Origin of the sequence: Terriglobus sp. RCC_193, from assembly GCF_041355105.1 — a bacterium.
In the GTDB taxonomy this organism is placed as follows: domain Bacteria; phylum Acidobacteriota; class Terriglobia; order Terriglobales; family Acidobacteriaceae; genus Terriglobus.
Genome location: NZ_JBFUPK010000004.1, coordinates 62,048 through 83,357, shown reverse-complemented (window position 1 = coordinate 83,357; position 21,310 = coordinate 62,048). Strand labels below are relative to the sequence as shown.

Sequence of the window (21,310 nt, the reverse complement as noted above, 5' to 3'; positions counted from 1 at the left end):
CGAAACACACATAAGAAAGGCCGCTCAGGCAGAGCGGCCTTTCTCTTTCCTTTAAATATTCAACGCTACCGGCTGGCAACCTCGCTGCCGATCTCATTCGCTGAGATCCGCAGATACTTATGTGGATTCACCGGTACATTCCGCAGCCGCACCTCGTAGTGAACATGCGCTCCGGTCGACCGGCCACTGGTACCCACGTAGCCGATGATCTGTCCGCGCACCACCTGCTCACCCGCCGAAACGTGGAAGCCGGACATGTGCGCATAGGTCGTCTCCACGCCGCCGCCGTGGTTGATCACCACTTCGCGACCGTAGCCGTTCCCCATGCCAGCCATCTGCACCACACCATCGGCAGTCGCGCGGATGGGCGTGCCATACGGTGCAGAGATGTCCACGCCCTTGTGGAACTCACCTTCGCCATTCCCCAGAATCGGATCCTGCCGTGCCCCAAAAGGAGACGAAATGGAACCCAATACCGGCCACAGCGTTGGCATGTTGCTGCCCATCAGATTGGGTCCAACACCGAAATTGCCCAGCCCGGAAGGCGCAAAGCTGTTCGAAATCGCCCGCGTCATGGAGCCATCCATCGCCGTATTCCGCAACGAATAAAACGCCTGCAGCGACTTGTAATAATTCGCGTTGCTGAAACTGCTGTCCGGCGAGGCGGTCTCCGGTGTCGCAATGACGGTAGCCGTCTCCGTTCCTGCAGACTTCCGGCCGCGCCCGAACACGCCCTGCGTGCTGCTGGCAATGCCCTTCGCGGTCAGGCCGTACAGTGCGGAAACCTCGCTGGCCAGCGCACCCAGCGACGCAGCCTGAACTTCCTTCTCATGCTCGCGTTTCTGTAGCTTCGCGTAATCGCCCAGAAGCGTATTGTGTTCCTGCCGAAGCTGGTTAAACCGCTCCGTTTTCAGCAACATACGCGAATACGATCCAGCCAGACCGGCAATCGTGAACAGGCCCACCACCGCCGCGCCTGCAAACACCCAGGCAAATTTCAGCGGCACAGGAACCCTGCGCAACGATCCGTCTTCCTCGCGCGAAACCAGTACGACGTAAAAACTCTTCTTCAAACCAAGCTCATCCTGCGAAACGGACCAGCGAAATGCGATTCGCCGATGCCGATTCAGAAATGCGAGTTACCAGATCGTGCCGGTAGTTCAAGTCTACCGCCCCGGAAGCTCTCTGGTAAACACGGGTTGCCTAACCAACGGTAAGAGTTCTGCGAATTCTTTTCCCGACACTACTAAATACGCGCCACGTTTGCGGAAAGACGAACTTTTTCACCGGTATCCTCAAAGACGTGGCCAGCGGCGAACTCCAATTCATCCGTGACCTTCGCAATCGCGCCGGACACCCCGGCGGCACGGTCCGCCTCGGCATCGGCGACGACTGCGCTGTCCTGCGCCCCCCCAAAGGCCACGACATCCTCGTAACCACTGACTTTTCACTGGAAGGCCGCCATTTCCGTCGCGATTGGCACCCTGCCGCCTCCGCCGGACACCGCTGCCTGGCGCGCGGCCTGAGCGACCTTGCCGCCATGGGCGCGCACCCGATGGCCGCCTTCCTGTCGCTGGCCCTGCCCACCGGTTTCACCCGCCGCGCCGCCAACCGCAAGTGGCTCGACGGCTTTCTTGGTGGCTTGCTCCATCTGGCGAAACAAACCAAAACACCCCTGGCAGGCGGTGACACCTCCACCGCCCCCGGCGACGCCATCCTCGCGGACATCGTTCTCCTCGGCTCCACCCCGGCAGGCACGGAACTCCGTCGCAGCAAGGCACGTCCCGGCGACAGCCTCTACGTCACCGGCTATCTCGGAGGTGCGTCCGCCGAACTGGCCGCGCTGGCAAGCTCCCCCCGCAGTTTCCGCAACGCTAACCCTGCCGCCGACCACCCACACCTTTACCCGCAGCCGCAACTCCGCGCAGGCCAGCGCCTCCGCAACCTCGCCTCCGCTGCCATCGACATCAGCGACGGCCTCTCCACCGACCTCGCACATCTCTGCGAAGAGTCCCGCGTCGGCGCAATCGTCGAAGCAGACGCCCTGCCGCTGCACCCACTCCTGAACAACAAGGAAGACGCTCTGCACCATGCCCTGCACGGTGGCGAGGACTACCAGCTTCTCTTTACCGCGCCAGCCAGCAGCAAAATCCCCCGCAGTATCGGCAGCACACCAATCACCCGCATCGGCGCAATCGTCCGCGGCAAAGCCATCACACTCCGCAGCAACGGCACAGCAGAACGGCTGCAGCCCGCCGGATGGGAACACTCACTATGACCGATTCTTTTCCCCACACCTGGCAGGCGGCGATCCTCAACGGCCCGCCCATGATCATGCCAACGCGCCACTTCGTCTTTCCACACGCAATTGCTGGCGAAGAGGACGCGCTCGCCCGCGGCGCTCTCTGGCTCAACGTAAAACCCGCGGAGGGATCAAACTTCGTCGCCCAGTGCGCACTCGGCTTCTCGGACAAAAACCTGGCCGCCGGCCTCTGGTCCACGCCCAACCCAGACCATCTCCTAGCGGTCGCCGGCGGCTATGCCTATCGCATCCCCGCCAGCCATCCCGAATCCACCGCGCTGTTGCCGATCCGGCCTGTAGTCAGCGTCCACGCCGCTCCCGAAGCCGAGTCGCTCGTCCTCATCGGCTTCCATGACGCCATCATCCTCACCGCAGACGGCATGTGGCAAAGCCCCAAACTCACCTGGGAAGGCGTCACGGAAGTCACAGTGGACGGCACCATCCTCCACGGCAAAGGCTGGCACATGCCCTCCGACCAGGAGTTCCCCTTCGCACTCGACCTGCGCACCCAAACCCTGACCGGCGGCGGCTTCAACCCTTAATCCGAAGTCGCTCCAGGCAAGGTCGAGATGCGTCCTCAGCGAAAGTCGAGATGCGTCCTCAGGCGAAGTTCGCAGGAACAAGGTCGTCATCGCTTATACCTGAGCGAACCCAAACCAGCTTCGCGAAAACGAAGCTCGTACACACAAAATGCGTCATCAGCAAAGCTCATGCGAACAAAGCGTGTCATTCTGAGCGAAGCGAAGAATCCCCACACACTTCATTCGCGCCAACAAGCTGAACCCCTTCCAGCCAAAGAACCCAAACCAGCTTCGCGAAAACGAAGCTCGCACGCACGAAGTGCGTCATCAGCGAAGCTCAAACGGCTAAAGGCCGTCATCCTGAGCGAAGCCGAAGGACCTGCATTCCTCTCAGCCCTCTACAACGCATCAGGAAGCCGAAACACATCGGCAGCCAAACCGGGTGCCCCAGGTTCGCGAAGCTAACCTGGGCATCGAGCGAAGCTCGATCCAACGCGCAAAGCGCGTCCCAAAGTTTCTAATCCAAGCTCTCCACGGCATAAAAACTCAGCGCAGCATCGCCCTGCACCAGAGTCCGCGTCCGCTGCAAAACACCATAGCGGTCCTGCAACACCTGCTTGCGCGTATGTTCTGCGATCACCAGTGAATCGGCATTCACCAGTTCATTCCCCGCATCGCCCAGCATCGTCAGCGTCTTGCGATACTCCTCCACCTCGTCATACGGCGGATCCAGAAACACCAAGTCCAGCGGCTTTCCCGCCAGCCGCTTCAACAACGGCGCAGTCCCACCCGCCTCCACCTGGAATCCGCCCGCAATCCCAAGTGTCCGCAGATTCCCGCGAATCGCCGACAGCGCCGCGGTATGTTTTTCTGCAAAGAAAACCTCTGCCGCGCCGCGCGAAATCGACTCAATGCCGACCGCACCGGAACCGGCATACAGATCAGCAAACACAGCACCCGGCACCCGTGCCGCAATCACATTAAAAAGAGTCTCGCGCAGTCGGTCACTCGTGGGCCGCGTAGCCAGCCCCTTCGGCGCTGCCAGCACCCGCGAACGGTACGTTCCTGCAATCACACGCATAAACCCATTCTATGAAAAACCGGCAGCATCCACCAAAGCCGCGAAACCAATCCTGTTCCCTGTTCCCTGTTCCCTGTTCCCTGTTCCCTGTTCCCTGTTCCCTGAAAGAAACTACAATCAATCCAACATGCGTGGATGGTCGATCACTCTGGGCAAATACTTTGGCGTTGAGGTTCGTCTTCACGCCATCTTCGTTCTTTCTCTGCCCATCATCATCATGCTGTCCTCGCTTCTGGACGGCAGCGGCATGCGTGGCTTCGGCCTCTGGCTGCTTCTGCTGTCAGCGGTCATCGTGCGCGAGGTGGGCCACGGCCTGGCCACGGCATCTGCGGGATTCGCGGTGGACCACCTGCTGCTGCTCCCCACCGGCTCCGCACCCACGGAAGAACGTTCTCTTAACGCCAGCACACGCGGCGAACGTTTCATCGCTCTCTCCGGTCCGCTCTCCAACTTTGCCGCAGGCATCACCATGGCGCTGCTGATGTACGCAGCAACACCTGCCATTAACCTCTTCGCGCAGCCGTGGGTCACGCCGCAACATCTTCTGCGCTCCGCCATCTGGGCGCAGGTGCTGCTTGGCGGCCTGCACCTGCTTCCCGCATGGCCGCTGGATGCCGGTATCGTGTTGCGTCGCCAATTCCGTCGCATCCGGGGCAACGATCCCGGTGTGCGCGCCTCCGCGGGTGTTTCGCACGCCCTGGCTCTGCTGCTCATCATCCTTGGCGCAGCGCTCACCAACGCGTGGCTCATCGTCATGGGCTGCTCGCTGCTGCTCTCCAGCCGCGGCGATGCCATCACCCGCCTTGGCCAGCAGGCCGCCGGAACCGTCACCGCAGCCGAAGTCATGCTTACCGACTTCGCCACGCTCTCCGCATCCGACACCCTGGAAGACGCCCTCCGCCGCAGCGTCCACTCCCTGCAGGATGTCTTCCCCGTGGTGCGCGGCCCCATCCTCGTCGGCTCCATCCATCGCGACACACTCGCGCAGGCCCTCCGCGCCGACGGCAACGGATACGTTCAGGGTGTCATGACACGCACCGTCGAAGTCGTCTCCGCCGACGACCTTCTTCTGCCCGCGCTGGAACGCATGCAGAAAAACCGCGAAGCGCAGCTTGTCTCCGTCATGCACGAAGAAAAACTCATCGGCATCCTCACGCCCAACAGCCTCACGCAATCCATGTCCATGCTGGGCAATGCACGACGCGTCACTGAACTGGCTGCTGCAAGGTCCGGCGACGATGAGTAACGACGCGCCACTCGCGCCCGGCCTCTATCTCGTCGCCACGCCCATCGGCAACCTTGAAGACATCACCCTCCGCGCCCTTCGCATCCTCCGCACAGCCGACCGCATCGCCTGCGAAGACACGCGCCAGACACAGAAGCTGCTGAACCACTTCGGCATCACCACGCCGACTGTCAGCTATCACCTGCACAACGAGCGTGGCCGCTCCGAAGAATTAGTGAATGCACTCCGCGAAGGCGCCCGCATCGCCGTCGTCAGTGACGCGGGCATGCCCGGCATCGCCGATCCCGGTGAAGAGATCGTGCGCGCCGCCGTTGCAGCAGGCATCGCCGTCTATCCCGTACCCGGAGCCAACGCCGTCCTCAGCGCGCTCACAGCCAGCGGCCTGCCCACGGAACGCTTCGCCTTCCACGGCTTCCTGCCATCCAAGGCCGGCGAACGCCGCACCGCCCTCGAATCACTGCGTGACACACTCAAAGCCGCAAGTGAATCCGGCACACAGATCTTCTATGAAACACCACATCGCATCACAGAAACACTCGTCGATGTGGAAGCCGTCTTCGGCCCGCAACACACCATCGCCCTCGCACGCGAGTTAACCAAGCTGCACGAAGAATTTCTACGCGGCACTGCCAGCGAAGTCCGCACCACGGTGCAGTCACGCGAAAACATCCGCGGTGAAATGGTGCTGCTGCTCTCCGGCAAAATTCTCAGCGAACAAAACGAATCCACCACAAGCCTCTCGGACCAGGTCCGCCGTCTCATCGGCACTGGCATCAGCGAAAAAGATGCGCTCAAGCAGGTCGCCAAAGACCTCGGCATCGGCAAAAGCGAAGCCTATCGCGAATGGCAACGCACCCGCTCCCGCCGTTAATTTCTTCAACGAGTACGAAAGCAGGATCGGGTGCCCCAGGTTCGCGAAGCTAACCTGGGTTATCGCTCAGAGCGCGACCCAACAGCCCACGGACGCGTGTTTTCTATTGGAACTTCCGATTGTGGCCCCTTAGCCGTTACTCTGAGCAGAGCGAAGCATGCCCTGAGCGGAGCGAATGGGAATCCCAACGCACTCAACCGCGCCAATACAGCCGAACTCTTCCAGCCACAAACGCAAACCAGCTTCGCGAAAGCGACGCTCATACGATTCGTAGAATCGTCATTCTGAGCAAAGCGAAGAATCCCAGCGACGCTCATCTGCCACAAAGTTAATTCCATTCCGTTGCACAAAAGCACCAGCTTCGCAAAGCGAAGCTCATACGCGCAGAGCGCGTCATCCTGAGCGAAGCCGAAGCATGCCCTCGAGCGAAGCGAAGGGGACCTGCATTCCTCTCCCGCTTTACGATGCATCCAGGAAGCCGATACCCACTAATTTTCAGTAGGCCGTTCCACACGATCGACAATCAGAAAACGAATCGCAGAATCTAACGGCACATTCGAACGCTGCGTCCCACCTGCCTTACTCGGTCGCACCGAAGCAACATCAAACGCAGGCCGCTCAACACCGGCAGACACCTGTGCCAGCGCACAACCCGTTGCAACGATCCAAAATACAAAGTGCAGCCCCAAGCGATTCATCCAGCACCTGTCGGTAGATTCATAGCACACATCGGATACACGGCATTGCCGGCGAAAAGGGCGATTTGATATAACTCAGGACAAGACACATATGTACCCGACCACCCTCCAACTCGGATCTTCGCTTCGCGCACAGGTATATGCCGTGTGTGCGATTCTTCCGATTTCCATTACTTCTGCCGTGGGTGGCCGGATAGCGACTTAACGCTTTTACATTCCGACAAGCTCATGGCCACCACCCAAGCGGGTAGGTGGCATTTTCATTTTCAGCAGGAACCGACTTATGACATGGACATTCCAGTTAAGCGCAACGCAGACACATCTCTTCTTCCAGAGAGTTCTTCAGGTCTTTGAGACGCAGAGAGTAAACATCCGCTCCTTCACAGGCGAAAGCAGCCAGAACACCATCACCATCACGGTGCGCTTCGACTGCGAAGTGCAGCATGCGTATCGCATTGAAGCGTTGCTTCACAGGCTCAGCGGCATGGACAGCATTACGGTTCAAAGCCATCCCTGAATTCGATGGAGCGCCACCACGGCGTTAACGACTGCAAGCAGGACCAGTCCAATCAGTGCATGCATAGGGGAAAACCTATCCAAGCCTGCACACCTTCGTGAATCGATTTCTTATGCCACGACGGCGCAATCTTTCATGCACATAAAACAACGTGCATCGTATGCTGGTATCCGTCATCTCTTAAAACCTGAACGCCCCACAGGAAGGAACACCAATGAAGCGGTTCGTCCTCTCAGGATTCGTCCTGTCCCTTGCTGCACATTCTGCCCTGGCACAGATCAACGCAGGAAACCAGAAGCCCGAAGCCAGCGTACCTTTCACCATGACGCAGGTGGCCACGCTGCGTTATCCCTGGCGCATCGCCTTCCTGCCGGACGGTCGCATGCTCATCACGGAAAAGGTCGGCGGCGTCGTTCTCATGACGCAGAAGGGTGAAAGCATCCCCGTCACCAACGTTCCGCCGGTACTGTATGGCGGTCAGGGCGGCCAACTCGGCGTCTTCCTCTCGCCGTTCTACGCGAAGGATCACAGCGTCTACCTCACCTACTCCGAACCCGGAGAACCCGGCGGTTCCAGCCTCGCGCTCGCGAAGGCCCGTCTCGATCTGAAGCCTAACGCCGCCAGCCTCGAAGACCTGAAGGTCATCTGGCGCGATGGCGAGCGTGGAAGGGGCGGCCAGTTCGGCGCGGCAATCGCCTTCTCGCCCGACAAGAAGTTCCTCTACCTCACCGTAGGCGACCGCCAGCGCATGACACCCGCGCAAGATCCCAACCAGCCCCTCGGCAAAATCCTCCGCCTCACGCTCGACGGCAAACCCGCACCCGGCAACCCGTGGGCTGGCAAGACCGGCACTGCAACCGTCCCTGTCATCGACCCGCCATCAGACACGGAAGCCGCCAAGACCGCGCCGGTCCTTCGCACCTATACCTTCCCCGGCCCCAACCTCAGCCCGTCTGAAACCTGGACCAGCGGCCACCGCACACCCTACGGCCTTGCCTTCGCCCCCGACGGCAAGCTGTGGGAAGCAGAGCACGGCCCCCGCGGTGGCGACGAACTGAACCTCATCGAAAAGGGCAAGAACTACGGCTGGCCGCTGGTCTCCTACGCCGTGAACTACAACGGCGTGCCCATCCCCAGCCCGGACACGCGCCCTGACCTCCAGAAGCCCCTCATCTACTGGACACCCATCATCGCTCCCGGCAACATCATGTTCTACAAGGGCAAGCTGTTCCCGCAGTGGAACGGCAGCGTGCTGATGGGCGGCATGGCCACACACACGCTCAACCGCGTCATCATCACCGGCTCTACTGCAAAACCCGCAGAGCGCTGGGACGTGGGCAAGCGCATCCGCGACGTGGAAGAGGCTCCCGACGGAGCCCTCTGGTTCCTCGAAGACGACGTAAAGGGCGGCGTCTACCGCGTAACCCCCAAGTAAGCCAACCGCTGCGAACAAAGCACCAGCAAGAGAACAAAGAATGCCCACGTCCTCGATCCTGAGACGTGGGCATTTGCAATTGAAAGCCACCTAGCCTCAGCCGATCCCAATCTTGGTTTAGGTAAAGATGTGTCATCCTGAGCGAAACGAAGTGAAGCCGAAGGACCTGCTTTCCTCTCTTGCAACTCCGATATTTCCTGGACAACTGAAACGCAAATAAGAGAGGCGGATGCAATCGCATCCGCCTCTCTTATTCATAGCTCCAACAACAGCTTAGTGAATATCAAACGCCTCAGGGCTAAGGGAAGGATCGCTCTTCAGCAGAATCGTCTTCCGCGTCATCTCTTCCAACTCAACGAGACGCTTCGCATTGTTTCCCTTCAGTGTCTTCACCACTTCCGGATGCACACGCAGCAGAACATCCTGCTTCTCCAGGTGGCGATGCATCTTCCGCATCTCCACATAGATTTCATTCGCAACCGTAATGGGCGACTTGATCATGCCCGTACCTTCAGTAATCGGGTCCGGGATGCACAGCGTACGTTCCAGGCTCTGCTTCACACGCTTACGCGTCATGATCACCAGACCGAAATCGTTGAACGGCAGAATCTTCGATGGCGCACGATCCGTCCTCATCTCGTCTTCCAGCGCCTGCAGCACCTTCGTACGATTCTTACGGTCATCCATGTCGATGAAGTCGATCACAATGATGCCGCCCAGATCGCGCAGGCGAATCTGACGCACAATCTCCGGGATCGCATCCAGGTTCGTCTTCACAATCGTGTCCTCAAGACGAGCCGTCTTACCCACATACTTGCCTGTATTGATGTCAATGGCCACCAGCGCTTCCGTCTGGTTGATCACAATCGATCCACCCGACTTCAGCCACACCTTTGACTTCAATGCCTTATCAATCTCCTGCGTGATGCCGAAGTGTTCAAAGACCGGCGTCTCCTTCGTGTACAGCTTCACACGGCGCACCAGCGACGGCTGGAAGCGCTGCAGGAAGCGCAGCACGCGCTCATATTCCTGCTCCGTATCCACCCAGATCGCAGAGAAGTTATCCGTCACCTGGTCACGCAGAATACGCTCCACCAGGTTCAGATCGTGATAGATCAGCGCAGGCGACTTCGACGTCTCCGACCGCTGCTTGATGTCTGTCCAGATCTGGATCAGGAAGCGCAGATCGGTGCGAAGCTCTTCTTCGCTGGCGCCATCCGCAGCCGTACGCACAATGAATCCACCCTGCGCATCGCCCTTCTCAGAAAGCAGAATCGACTTCAGGCGGCGACGCTCTTCATCTGAAGAAATCTTGCGCGACACACCCGTGTGATTCACCGTCGGCATGAACACCAGGAAGCGTCCCGGCAAAGCGATGTGCGAAGTGATACGCGCACCCTTCTTCGCAATCGGCTCCTTCGCAATCTGAACCAGGATCTCCTGCCCCGGCTTCAGCAGTTCGTTGATCGCCGGCAGGTCCTGCGTCTGCACTGACTGCCTGCGCCCACGTCCGCGATCTCCACCACTGTTACGACCTCCGCGACGATCGCGTCCACCACGGCGGCCGCGCTCGCTGCGTTCCTGCCGCGGTTCACTGGTCGAAGGCCCGGAAGCGTCCTCTTCCTCTTCGTCATCCCCACCGGCAAAGTCCGCCTCGGTGAATCCGCCGCTGGCGTCGTCTTCCTCGTCAAACTCCTCGGTCTGAACTTCGCGATCCAGATGCATCTCGTGCAGCACGCCGCCCAGGTCCGACGAACCCTCCAGCGTCTCTTCTTCGTACTCGTCTTCTTCGTCGTCCGCGTGGCCAGTCAAGGCCTCATACTCAAACTCATCTTCCTCGTCGATCTCTTCTTCGTGGAAGTCGCCATCGCCATACGCGTGAATACGCGGCTGAATCTCGTCCTCTTCAGAAAGGTCCACCGGCTCCGGCGTGGTCTCCGCCTCAGCAAGCGTCACGGACTGCACAGCGCCCTCAACAACTACCGGCGCTGCAGGTTCATAAATATCCTGCTGCGCAATCGGCGTCACACCCTGCTCTTCCACACCAGCCGTTACAGACAGCAACTCGCCTGAAGCCTGCAGCGTGGTGAAGTTCGGCTCCGCAACAGGATCCGATTCGGCGTTCAGATCATAGGTGGTGGGGTCAGTCTCTGCACCCGTTTCAATGGCCTCTTCCGCAGCCACTGTTTCCGCAGGCTCGGTCGCAACAAACTCAACTTCTTCGGTGCCCTCGCCAATCGCATCCGTCTCAGCTTCGATGATCGCCTCTGCCTCAGCAGAAATCTCCGGCTTGTCCGACTCCTGCTCAAAGCGCCGAAGATCGCGACGAGTCTCATCCTTCACACTTGCGCTCTCACCTTCGGCAGGCTCATACTCAGCAGGCTCTGCGACCTCCACAACCTCAACGGACGCTACTTCAAACTCAGCCTCAGGCGCCACCGGCTCGGCATCTTCTGCAATCGGAGCCACCGGCACAGCATCCAGCGCCGCGCCAGCATCTACGCTCAGCGCCTCTTCCACCTGTTGCGGCAAAGGCCGTTCCACAGCAGGAGCAGCAGTCTTTGGCGCACGGTTCTTGTGGCGCGACAGCGTCTCGCCCGGCAATACCGAACTGCCATCCCAGCCCAAAATTTCAATCGACGGTGCGGAGACCGTCACCACTTCAGGCTTCGGCGGCGCGTTTTTCCGCGCTTCTTCCTCTTCTGCGGCTACTTCCGCAGGATCGCGATACTTACGGATCGACTCGCCCGGCAGCACAATCGGCTCGCCCGTGGACTCCGGCAGCAACTCCTCCGGTGCGTCGTATCCCGCATAGCTGTTGTCATACAGCGGAGCATCCGCCGGACGGCTGCGATCACCGCGATCACGTCCGCCGCTACGGCCACGATCACGCCCACCACGGCCTCCGCGACGATCGTCACGACGGCCACCACGCTCACGCCCCTCGACTCCTGCAGGCGCCTCGACTTCAGCGGAAAGATCAATCTCAATCGGGCTGCTCTCGGCAGCGGCTTCTAACGAGGTCGTCTCTTCGTCCTCGTCATAGCCGCCTTCCAGCGTCACCGATTCAGCATCTGCAGTCGTTGCGCTCTCCGCTGGCGATTCACCGCGGCCACGGCCACGACGACGCCCACGGCGGCCACGCCAACGGCGGCTACCGCCGGTCGAATCCGCATCAATGCTCGCTACGCCCTCGGTTGGAGCGGGTGCAATCGGCTCATCAAACGAAACGGTGCTTTCGGTTTCCGCGGAAGCGTCCGCAGCCGGGCGGCGCTCGCCACCGCGCTCACGATCCCGTCCGCCACGTTCACGCCCACCGCGCTCGCGTCCGCCACGGCGACCACCGCCGCCACCACTGTTTTCGCTGGTTTCGAAATCCGCGGAGTCACCCTGCTCTTCCATGAAGTCGGTGACATACAGGAATGCATCGCGCTCCAGGCCAATGTCGACAAAAGCCGACTGCATACCCGGCAGCACGCGCGTTACTTTTCCGTTGTAAATAGATCCTGCGAGTGTGTATTCGTTCTCGCGTTCGTAGTAGATCTCCGCCAGTTGTTCGTCTTCGACGATGGCCAGCCGCGTCTCATGCGGCGTTGTAGAGATATAGATTTCCTTCGACATGTGTCCTGCTCGTTTCCGCCAGCGGTTACGAGAGACTTCAGGTCAGTGCGGGAGCCGCGCTTGTCTTAGCGCGAAACAATCCCAAACGGCAGGGTGGGATCTGAACCAAGGCCTTCCAGGCGCAGCACAAGCTCCCCCGAACGAGCGCCAAAACGCTCTCCGGGTGGTGATGGAACTTTTGAGTGCGACCAGTGATGCATTCCTGCAAAGCCTCTTCGTATCAACTGCTCTTCCGGATTTGTGACCACGCTTGCCTCCGTTACAAAGGGGTGGAGGCGGGGCCGTTTACCGTCCGGCAAAGCAACTGCTGTAGTTCAGAACCTGATACCCAGCCGCCCTTCGTGACCCAATGGCCCGTAACCGGCAGCTTGCAAATTCGTTACAACTAAACCTTGTTCAACCGCCCCGGCGACCTTTGCGCACGTCAGCGGCTACACTTCCCCGGCGGCGGCGAGACGCGCCAGCAGACGGAGTAAAACCTGCCTTTATTGTGCATCACCCACCCCGTTTCTGGCTACCCGCGTGACATCTCACGGAATCTGGCGCTACCCTTCTCCTCTGAGGAATCCCTGCCAGCCATGCATCTTTCCCGCCGCGACGCACTGAAACTCGGCACTCTTTCCGCCGCCGCCACCATCTTGCCCAGCGGCATGGCTCAGCAGCAAAAGCTGGCCCCAACGGCTTTCCAGCCGCTCCCGCTGGGCGAAATCAAGCCCACCGGCTGGCTCCGTCGCCAGCTCCAGGTACAGGCCGATGGCATGGGCGGCCACCTCGACGAGTTCTGGCCCGACCTCAGCAACAACAGCGGCTGGCTCGGCGGCACCGGCGAAAGCTGGGAGCGCGGCCCTTACTTCCTCGACGGCCTCTATCCCCTCGCCGTCCTGCTCGACAACCCCAAACTCAAAGCCAAAGCCAACCGCTGGGTCGAATGGACACTCACCCACCAGCAACCCAACGGCATGATCGGCCCCGCCAGCAACAACGACTGGTGGCCCCGCATGGTCATGGTCAAAGTCCTCATCCAGCACTACGAAGCCACCGGCGACAAACGCGTCCCCGACGTCCTCACGAAATACTTCCACCACCAGCTCGCGGAACTCCCCACCCGCCCGCTGCAAAGCTGGGGCCTCTACCGCTGGCAGGACGCAGCCTTCGGCGTCCAGTGGCTCTACGACCAGACGCACGATCCCGAACTCCCCAAACTAGCCGCACTCCTGCAAAAACAGGGCTTCGACTGGGAGGCCGAGTTCCGCAACTTCCCCTTCGAAAAACCCACAGACAAGACCATCCTCGGCCCGCAGGGCTTTGACTCGCCGCTGCCCGACCGCGCCATGCAGGCCCACGGCGTCAACAACGGCATGGCGCTGAAAACTGCCGCCGTCCAATATCGCTCCAACGGCAAGCCGGAAGAACACGCCAGCTTCACCTACCAGCTCGCCACGCTGGACAAATACCACGGCCTGCCCAACGGCATGTTCAGTTGCGACGAGCACCTCGCCGGCCCCAACCCCGTACAAGGCACCGAGCTCTGCACCGTAGTCGACACCATGTTCTCGCTCGAAGTCGCCCTGGCCACCTTCGGCGACGCCGCCATCGCAGACCGCATCGAGAAGATCGCCTACAACGCCCTGCCCGGCACCTTCACCGACGACATGTGGGCGCACCAGTACGACCAGCAGCCCAACCAGGTCCAGTGCAGCCTGAACAGCAAACCCTGGAGCACCAACGGTCCCGAATCCAACCTCTACGGCCTCGAACCGCACTTCGGCTGCTGCACCGCCAACTTCCATCAGGGCTGGCCCAAATTCGCCGCCAGCCTCGCCATGCGCACACCCGACGACGGCCTCGCCATCACCCTCTACGCCCCCTGTGACATCAAGACCAAAGTCCGCAACACGCCCGTCCACGTCACAGTAGAAACCGAGTACCCCTTCCGCGATACCGTCCGCATCATCGTCAACGCCGACAAGCCAACTCGCTTCCCGCTACACCTGCGCGGCCCCGCATGGACTGACGCAGCCACAGCCACCATCGCAGGCCAGCCCACACCACTCAAACCCGCAGCCTTCACCCGTATCGACCGCACATGGCAGCCGGGCGAAACCATCCTTATCAAGCTGCCCATGCAACCCCGGGCAACCCGCTGGTTCCACAACTCCCTCGCCATCGAGCGCGGCCCGCTCCTCTTCTCCCTCGACCCCGGCCAAAGCTGGATGAAGCTCCGAGACCGCAAACCCACCGCCGACTGGCAGGTCTTCCCCACCGGCCCCTGGAACTACGCGTTAGCCGCAGACGAATCCACCGTTCCAAATCTCAAGGTAGAAGAAAAACCAGTAGGCGACCGCCCCTTCGCGACAGCAACCCCAGCCGTCACGATTGCAGTCCTAGCCCATCAGGTAGACCGCTGGCGCAGCACCGACGGCGTAGCCAACACCCTCCCCGAAAGCCCGCTCACCGGCAAAGACCTGGCCAGCGCCCGCCCACAAGAAACCATCACGCTGGTCCCCTACGCCGGAGCCAAACTCCGCATCTCCGCCTTCCCGCAGATCAAGACCTAGCCGGATAACAGAAGCAGGTGCCCAGCTTCGAAAGCTAACCTGGGCATCGCGCAAAGCGCGATCCAACGAACTAAAGCGCGTCCAGCGAAGCTCCAACGGTCAAAGAACATCACGCTGAACGCAGCAAAGCTCCAACGGTCAAAGAACATCACGCTGAACGCAGCAAAGCTCCTACGGTCAAAGACCGTCATCCTGAGCGAAACGAAGTGAAGCCGAAGGACCTGCATTCCTCCACACCCTCTACAACGCACCAGGAAACCCAAAACACACCAGCAGCCACAAAACCGGGTGCCCCAGGTTCGCGAAGCTAACCTGGGCATCGCGCAAAGCGCGATCAAACGAACGAAGTTCGTCATTCTGAGCAGAGCGAAGAATCCCGACGAACCGCCCCAGCCCCACAGAAACACACGCCTTCCAGCCACAAAACCGGATGCACGAACCACTTTCAGAAACGCAGGGCTTCTGCCGCCACCTTATGCTGCCTGCACCAGCCTCGCGACAACGTCAGCAACCTTATCGAGTATCTCTTTCCAGCCTTCCAGCTGACCGCTCTCTGCTGCGTCCTTCATGGGCTCATTTCCGATGAAAGTTAGCTTTGTCTTGCCATCTCCAAGATCCTCAAACAGGGTCGTATCATACGCCCCCTCTACAACCTCATGTTCGATTCCCAATTGCTCTGGATCAATCTTGTTTCCCTCCGAGTCGGAGAAGTACATGGAGGAGACGATCTTCTCGTACAAAACGATCTCGTGGTATTCGCCAGCGTTCCAGCACTCCTGCCCATCCGGCATTCGCATACAGCAGAGATATTTCCCTCCCACGCGAAAATCCATCTTGCAAACAGGTGCTGTGAACCCCTTCGGCCCCCACCACTGCATCACGTACTTCGGGTCAGTCCATGCCTTCCAAACCAGTTCACGCGGCGCATCAAATACTCGCGTAATGGTCATCCGCTCTGTTTCATTTGCCATGCTGTTTCCCATTGCTGATCTCCTCTTTCTTCAGTTGAGTTACAACCGCATCCAGCCTGTCCAGGCGCTCTTCCCAAAGGCGGCGATAGTTAAAGGCCCAGTCACTGACTGTCTTGATCGACTCAGGACGAAGTGAGCACACGCTCTCTCGTCCACGCTTTGTCTTGACGACAATCCGTGCCCGTACCAGATAGGCAATGTGCTTCGAAATCATCTGCTGCGACAGTGCAAACGGCTCGGTTAACCCATGCACCGAGGCTGGCCCACGCGCAAGCCGTTCAATCATGGCTCGCCGCGTCGGGTCAGACAAAGCCGCAAATGTTGTGTCCAGTTTATTCACAACCAAATGGTTGTTGATTGACTACTGACTTGTCAAGCGGAAAGTTCGGCGCACATGCAGGACGAGAGTATGGCGAACTCTCGTAAAACGGTATTTCCGGCAACATCGATTTCGTAACGAAAAGTGGGCTTGTCGTTACTTATCCGGCCACTGACGGCGGGGATTTCCCGAATCAGTCTTCATATGCCAACGCGTCAAGCACCTCGAGTTTCGTGGCTCGCCATGCAGCGCAAAAGCTAGCTACGAAGAATACTGAAGCAGCTATCGTTCCAGCAGGCAGCCAAAAACTGTATGGAGTCCGCAACACAAACAAACCACCAAGAATAGTTGAAATCAGCCATTCATGAAGGTAGGCAAGGAGGATTCCAACAATCGTTCCCGGCAGAGCAACGAGGAGTGTCTCCTGAAGAAGGAGGATCAGAATGAAGAAGAGTGATCCACCCAAAACTCGGAGAATTGCGAATTGCCGTGTGCGTTCTCTTACTTGGGAGTATCTGTTGACCACCATGAAGAGAAACGTTGATCCCGTTGCCACCCAAGCTACAGCGACAACCATGAACCTCACCGCAACGATGAGTTTATTCGGATGACTGGCGGGATCAAGCGATGCTCCAGCTAACGTCAGCATCATCATGACCGCTAACGCTATTCCCAAAGAGTCCAACGCGGCTTGCTGAGCATTATGACGGAGGTGTTCTGTCACCAGTGGATGGGCGGAGATCATTGGCTCGTAGCATATCAAGGCCAAGGACATTGAGTGGCCGATGAGCTAATCACAGAAAATCTGAGCCCTTACAGGATCGACAAGTCAGCGTATCATCGGCAACTACTCGGGCACTTCATCCAGCTTCGCAACAACCTCGACCGGCCCCGCCACCAGCTTCGCCGCAGCCCGCACCATCCTCCGCACCGGCCACTCCCCGCGCACCGGAAAGAAGATCGCACCCACCCGCTGTTTCTCCGGCCGGTAATACCAACGCTTCAACAGCGACAACTGATCTCCAAGCTCCACCATGTCGCGCGCACCACTGCCGCCGTCAAACAAACGTGAAACCGCAGCCAGCATCCGCTCCTCCGCAGACCCCGAAGACGAACCATCCACCGGAGTAGCCGCCAACATCATCGGCTGCGCAAACAAGCTGGACCCAACCTCCGCCTGCTCCTTCGCCAGCCGCACACCCAGCAGCGACACTCGCTCCGGCCCGCAGAAACATCCATCGCTAAAGCTCCACACCGCCACATGCGGAGCCTCATCCTCCGCACGTGAAGGACAAGGCATCACCAGCACCGCCTTCAACTCACTCAACGGCTGCACGAGTTCATCCGCAAACGCAGCCGCGGCCTTCACCTTCGCAATGCGCCCATGCACCGCCGCCGCCTGCTCAAACTCCATCGCGGCAGAAGCCTCATCGCGCTCCGCCTCCAGGGCTGCAATGCGCGAGCCCCCACGCGTCCGCAAGAATGCGAGCACTTGCTCACATTCCGCGCTGTACTCTGCATCGCTGCATCGCTTCTGACATGGGGCCATGCACTTCTTCATCTCGCCATAAATGCATCCCGGATCATCCGGCGAAGGATGCAATTCGAAGTAGCATCGGCGAATCTGAAACAACTCTTCCACGGCCTCGCAATACCGCTCCGCAGCCAGCCGCGAAGCAAACGGCCCAAACGTCGTCTGCAACGAACGCCGACGCAAATGGTTCGTCACATAAATTCGCGGATACGCATTCTCTGCTGCAAATCGAATCGTGAACGGAGACGACAACCGCATCCGCTTCCGTGCCTCGTCCGCACCAAACGCCAGGTGCATCGCCCGATACAGCAGCAGCAACGATTCAAACTCGCTGCCAGCCTCACGCCACGCAATCCGCGCAATCCGGTCGCGCAGATTCAGCCGTTTCGTCTGCCCCTCCGCAGGCTCCAGCAAACGCTGCAATCGCCGACGCACATTCGCACTCTTCATCAAATGCGGACGGTCAGTCGCACCATGCCCAAACAGCGCCACCACTGCTGGTCCCGCAGGCAACTGCCGCAGCGCATCCGCCGCCTGCGCCGGATCAAACGCAATCTCATGCTCGAAGATGGGTTCCGCTGCCACGAAGCTGATTCTATCGTTCACCAGCGCGGGCGCCCGAGGTGACGGGTGCCCCACATCTCGATTCTGAGATGTGGGCCAGCTTCGCAAAGCGAAGCTCAAACGAACGAAGTTCGTCATCCTGAGCGAAACGAAGGACCTGCATTCCTCTGTGCCCACAACGGTGCCACAGGAAGCCAACACCACCACAACACCCGAACCATCTACAATCCCCATGTCCGCATAGCACGCACAGACCGCGTTCTTAAACGCAGCCGTGACACAAGCCATGCGCCGGGAGCCTCGCCTAAATCATGCGTCACATCATCGCCGCCAGCCTCGTCCTTCTGCCGCTCGCACTCCACGCACAAACCAACGACTGGCCCAGCTACAACCGCACGCTCAACGGCCAGCGCTTCGCCCCGCAGACTGAAATCACACCGGCAAACGCAGCAAACCTGAAAGAGCTCTGCCGTTACGACCTCAAGACACAAAGCAGCTTCCAGACCGGCCCCGTCGTCGTCGCAGGCACCATGTACCTCACCACCGCGCATGACACCATCGCCATCGACGCCAACACCTGCGCCGAAAAATGGCGCGCGCACGAGGACTACACGATGGCCATCCCCAACGACACCAACCGCGGCGTAGCCTTCGCCGATGGCCGCGTCTTCCGCGGCACACAGGACGCGCGCCTGCTCGCCTACGACGCCGCCTCCGGCAAGAAGCTATGGGACATCTCCCTGGGCGACCCGAAGCATCTTGAAACCACCTCCGCCGCTGTCCTCGCATGGAAGGGTATGGTCTTCACCGGCAACGCAGGCAGCAGCAAAGCACCCACCAAGGGCCGCATGTATGGCATCGAAGCCGCCACCGGCAAGATCATCTGGGAACAGTACATGGTCCCGCGCTCCGCGGAAGACAAATCCCGCGGCCCCGCAGCCCCCGCACCCAAAGTAAAGGGCACCGCTGACGAAGGCGGCACACCCTGGACTGCCTTCACACTCGACGAAGCCACCGGAACGCTCTACGTACCCGGCGGCAACCCGTCCAGCAGCGACGACGTAAGCTTCTCGGTCGCGCTCGATGCGAAGACAGGCGCCATCAAGCAGAGCTACCTTCCCGTCGCGCACGACTTCCATGACTGGGAAGTCTCCGCCGCACCGCTGCTCTATTCCATCAACGGCAAAGCCATGCTCGCCTCCGCCACCAAAGACGGACGCATCTACGCAGGCGACATCAAGACCGGCAAACCTGCATGGACAGCAAACGCTACCACGGTCAGCAACGAAACCGCACCACTCACCAAAGAAGGCATCCACGTCTGCCCCGGCACACTCGGCGGCAACGAATGGAGCAACCCCGCTTACTCCCCCGCAACCAAACTCATCTACAACGGAGCCGTCGACTGGTGCGCCACCCTCTCCAGCACCGCCACACCCAAACCCAAAATCGCGTTTGACGCACCCACGCAAGCCACCGGCTGGATCAAAGCATTCCATCCAGCCACTGGTAAAGAAGCATGGAGCTTCCACACACCCGCACCCGTCGTAGGAGGCGTAACACCCACCGCAGGCAATCTCCTCTTCGCAGGCGATCTCGGCGGTACCCTCTACGCCTTCAACGCAAAGACCGGCGACATCGCATGGAAGACCGCCACGGGAGGCGCAATCGGAGGTGGCGTCATCAGCTACGCCATCGCAGGCAAACAACGCATCGCCGTAACCTCGGGCATGAAGTCGAACACGTGGCCCATGGCCTCCGGCTCATCCTCCATCGTTATCTACGGACTGAAGTAGCAACAAACCGGGTGCCCCAGGTGCGCGAAAGCTCTCCTGGGCATCGCGCGTTTTAGCGCGATCAACGACCGAAGGTCGTCATTCTGAGCAAAGCGAAGAATCCCGACACACTTCATCGCGCCAAGGCCGCCGATCCCTTCCAGCCACAACCAAAAACCAGCTTCGCGAAAGCGAAGCTCATACGTTCAAAGAACGTCATCCTGAGCGAAGTCGAAGGACCTGCATTCTTCTCTGCCCACTACAATTTCCCCAGAAGAGCAGCGGCCTAAGAACCACCGCTCGCAAACACCACAACCTTCTCCCCAGCACTCGAAGCCCGCATCGAATCCCCGGTCACCAGCAGCGTCGTACCTGGCACAATCTCCTTATCCAGCGCCACACGAAAATCCTGTGGCAGCCGTACACGCGAGCGTTCCTCCGCGGTCATCTCATGCCCCGGCTCCGGTGATTGCCCTGACAGCGGCAACTGCAGCCAATGAAAATTCCCGCCCTCCATCGACGTCAGCGTGAATCCCATCGTCTCCGTGATCGGCCCATTCACCGTCACCGTCGCCGACCCGATCAGCACACCGTTGCGCAGCACCATCAGCCTGCGATCCGCCCCGCTCAGCACCAGCGACATCGGCCCCGTCGGACTCTTCTCCGGCTGCCACATCACCGGTTCCTGCTGCGCCTGCTCCACACTCTGCGCAGCCTCCAGCAGATCCGGCGCAGGAGCCACACGCGGCACCGCATCGCTATCCGTCACCACCACCGTCATACCCAGCTTCGTCACGGTATACAGCTTCCTGGAAAACTCATACGGCAGGCGAACACACCCATGCGAGGCCGCATATCCCGGCAAATGCCCCGCGTGCATCGCCACACCACCCCATGTCAGCCGTTCCATGTAGGGCATCGGTGCGTTGTTATAAAGATTCGAGTGATGCATCACCTGCTTCTGCAAAACCGTGAACACACCTGTCGGCGTCCGGTGTCCCTTCTTGCCCGACGACAGCGTCGACACCGCAATCAACACACCATTGCGATACACATACACACGCTGCAGCGACAGGCTCACCACCGCCAGCACCGGTCCTTCCGGAGCCAGCGACGGAGCCCATAAATACTGCCCCGGCTTCAACCCCTGAATCGTATCCGCAGCATCTGGCCCGGTCAGAGGAGGTTCAGCAGGAGGAGGCGGAGCGGGCTTCTTCTTTTGTGCAACGGCCACACACACCATCGAAGCCGCAAGACCAGCCACCACGTCACGCCGCGTCCAACCCATAGATCCAAA

At 59.9% G+C, this 21,310-nt stretch carries 16 protein-coding genes; 8 read left to right on the top strand and 8 right to left on the bottom strand.

Going from position 1 to position 21,310, the window contains the following annotated elements; all coding sequences use genetic code 11:
- Window positions 1-65: 65 nt before the first annotated feature.
- Window positions 66-1,073, bottom strand: a complete 1,008-nt coding sequence (locus AB6729_RS17255; RefSeq protein ID WP_371082898.1) for a M23 family metallopeptidase — start codon at window positions 1,071-1,073, stop codon at window positions 66-68.
- A 230-nt stretch (window positions 1,074-1,303) separates the two neighbouring features.
- Here AB6729_RS17255 and thiL point away from each other — a divergent pair, with 230 nt between their 5' ends.
- Both thiL and AB6729_RS17245 read left to right on the top strand, forming a co-directional pair.
- Window positions 1,304-2,278 (top strand): thiamine-phosphate kinase, encoded by a 975-nt coding sequence (thiL, locus tag AB6729_RS17250; protein WP_371082897.1) that lies wholly within the window; start codon window positions 1,304-1,306, stop codon window positions 2,276-2,278.
- Window positions 2,275-2,844: a hypothetical protein gene (locus AB6729_RS17245; protein ID WP_371082896.1), complete on the top strand. Its 570-nt coding sequence runs from the start codon at window positions 2,275-2,277 to the stop codon at window positions 2,842-2,844. Before thiL ends, AB6729_RS17245 begins: the two co-directional genes overlap by 4 nt.
- A gap of 496 nt (window positions 2,845-3,340) precedes the next feature.
- Here the strand turns inward: AB6729_RS17245 and rsmD are convergent, their stop codons facing one another.
- On the bottom strand, window positions 3,341-3,904 hold the full coding sequence (rsmD, locus tag AB6729_RS17240) for a 16S rRNA (guanine(966)-N(2))-methyltransferase RsmD (protein WP_371082895.1): 564 nt from the start codon (window positions 3,902-3,904) through the stop codon (window positions 3,341-3,343).
- A gap of 127 nt (window positions 3,905-4,031) precedes the next feature.
- Between rsmD and AB6729_RS17235 the strand changes: the two genes are divergently transcribed.
- The 4 genes from AB6729_RS17235 (at window position 4,032) to AB6729_RS17220 (ending at window position 8,671) form a co-directional block, all read left to right on the top strand.
- Complete coding sequence (locus AB6729_RS17235; protein ID WP_371082894.1) at window positions 4,032-5,150, top strand: CBS domain-containing protein; 1,119 nt, start codon at window positions 4,032-4,034, stop codon at window positions 5,148-5,150.
- Window positions 5,143-6,021 (top strand): 16S rRNA (cytidine(1402)-2'-O)-methyltransferase, encoded by an 879-nt coding sequence (gene rsmI, locus AB6729_RS17230; protein WP_371082893.1) that lies wholly within the window; start codon window positions 5,143-5,145, stop codon window positions 6,019-6,021. The genes AB6729_RS17235 and rsmI overlap by 8 nt, the downstream gene beginning before the upstream one ends.
- 981 nt (window positions 6,022-7,002) lie before the next feature.
- Entirely contained in the window at window positions 7,003-7,236 is a 234-nt protein-coding gene (locus AB6729_RS17225; protein WP_371082892.1) for a hypothetical protein, read from the top strand.
- 214 nt (window positions 7,237-7,450) lie between these two features.
- Window positions 7,451-8,671, top strand: a complete 1,221-nt coding sequence (locus AB6729_RS17220) for a PQQ-dependent sugar dehydrogenase (RefSeq protein WP_371082891.1) — start codon at window positions 7,451-7,453, stop codon at window positions 8,669-8,671.
- 273 nt (window positions 8,672-8,944) lie between these two features.
- Here AB6729_RS17220 and AB6729_RS17215 read toward each other — a convergent pair whose 3' ends face one another.
- Window positions 8,945-12,292, bottom strand: coding sequence for an Rne/Rng family ribonuclease (locus AB6729_RS17215; RefSeq protein WP_371082890.1), 3,348 nt, complete (start codon window positions 12,290-12,292; stop codon window positions 8,945-8,947).
- 488 nt (window positions 12,293-12,780) lie between these two features.
- Here AB6729_RS17215 and AB6729_RS17210 point away from each other — a divergent pair, with 488 nt between their 5' ends.
- Window positions 12,781-14,850, top strand: coding sequence for a beta-L-arabinofuranosidase domain-containing protein (locus AB6729_RS17210; RefSeq protein WP_371082889.1), 2,070 nt, complete (start codon window positions 12,781-12,783; stop codon window positions 14,848-14,850).
- A 473-nt stretch (window positions 14,851-15,323) separates the two neighbouring features.
- Here the strand turns inward: AB6729_RS17210 and AB6729_RS17205 are convergent, their stop codons facing one another.
- The 4 genes from AB6729_RS17205 to AB6729_RS17190 all read right to left on the bottom strand — a co-directional run bounded on the left by AB6729_RS17205 (window position 15,324) and on the right by AB6729_RS17190 (window position 18,259).
- Complete coding sequence (locus tag AB6729_RS17205) at window positions 15,324-15,821, bottom strand: SRPBCC domain-containing protein (RefSeq protein ID WP_371082888.1); 498 nt, start codon at window positions 15,819-15,821, stop codon at window positions 15,324-15,326.
- Window positions 15,811-16,161, bottom strand: a complete 351-nt coding sequence (locus AB6729_RS17200; RefSeq protein WP_371082887.1) for an ArsR/SmtB family transcription factor — start codon at window positions 16,159-16,161, stop codon at window positions 15,811-15,813. The genes AB6729_RS17205 and AB6729_RS17200 overlap by 11 nt, the downstream gene beginning before the upstream one ends.
- A 172-nt stretch (window positions 16,162-16,333) precedes the next feature.
- Entirely contained in the window at window positions 16,334-16,885 is a 552-nt protein-coding gene (locus AB6729_RS17195) for an FtsX-like permease family protein (protein WP_371082886.1), read from the bottom strand.
- A gap of 102 nt (window positions 16,886-16,987) precedes the next feature.
- The gene (locus AB6729_RS17190; protein WP_371082885.1) at window positions 16,988-18,259 is read right to left on the bottom strand and encodes a UvrB/UvrC motif-containing protein; all 1,272 of its coding nucleotides are present in this window, start codon (window positions 18,257-18,259) and stop codon (window positions 16,988-16,990) included.
- A 290-nt stretch (window positions 18,260-18,549) separates the two neighbouring features.
- On the opposite strand from AB6729_RS17190, the gene AB6729_RS17185 reads away from it, so the two are divergent.
- A complete protein-coding gene (locus AB6729_RS17185; RefSeq protein WP_371082884.1) occupies window positions 18,550-20,034 on the top strand; it encodes a PQQ-binding-like beta-propeller repeat protein in 1,485 nt (494 codons plus the stop codon).
- 265 nt (window positions 20,035-20,299) lie between these two features.
- Here the strand turns inward: AB6729_RS17185 and AB6729_RS17180 are convergent, their stop codons facing one another.
- Window positions 20,300-21,301, bottom strand: a complete 1,002-nt coding sequence (locus tag AB6729_RS17180) for a L,D-transpeptidase (protein ID WP_371082883.1) — start codon at window positions 21,299-21,301, stop codon at window positions 20,300-20,302.
- Between the last annotated feature and the right edge of the window lie 9 nt (window positions 21,302-21,310).

Excerpts from the sequence above, each read along its gene's own strand:
- AB6729_RS17245 (WP_371082896.1), top strand. The coding sequence starts at position 2,275 with ATGACCGATTCTTTTCCCCACACCTGGCAGGCGGCGATCCTCAACGGC.
- rsmD (WP_371082895.1), bottom strand. The coding sequence starts at position 3,904 with ATGCGTGTGATTGCAGGAACGTACCGTTCGCGGGTGCTGGCAGCGCCG.
- AB6729_RS17235 (WP_371082894.1), top strand. The coding sequence starts at position 4,032 with ATGCGTGGATGGTCGATCACTCTGGGCAAATACTTTGGCGTTGAGGTT.
- rsmI (WP_371082893.1), top strand. The coding sequence starts at position 5,143 with ATGAGTAACGACGCGCCACTCGCGCCCGGCCTCTATCTCGTCGCCACG.
- AB6729_RS17225 (WP_371082892.1), top strand. The coding sequence starts at position 7,003 with ATGACATGGACATTCCAGTTAAGCGCAACGCAGACACATCTCTTCTTC.
- AB6729_RS17220 (WP_371082891.1), top strand. The coding sequence starts at position 7,451 with ATGAAGCGGTTCGTCCTCTCAGGATTCGTCCTGTCCCTTGCTGCACAT.
- AB6729_RS17215 (WP_371082890.1), bottom strand. The coding sequence starts at position 12,292 with ATGTCGAAGGAAATCTATATCTCTACAACGCCGCATGAGACGCGGCTG.
- AB6729_RS17205 (WP_371082888.1), bottom strand. The coding sequence starts at position 15,821 with ATGGCAAATGAAACAGAGCGGATGACCATTACGCGAGTATTTGATGCG.
- AB6729_RS17195 (WP_371082886.1), bottom strand. The coding sequence starts at position 16,885 with ATGATCTCCGCCCATCCACTGGTGACAGAACACCTCCGTCATAATGCT.
- AB6729_RS17185 (WP_371082884.1), top strand. The coding sequence starts at position 18,550 with ATGCGTCACATCATCGCCGCCAGCCTCGTCCTTCTGCCGCTCGCACTC.
- AB6729_RS17180 (WP_371082883.1), bottom strand. The coding sequence starts at position 21,301 with ATGGGTTGGACGCGGCGTGACGTGGTGGCTGGTCTTGCGGCTTCGATG.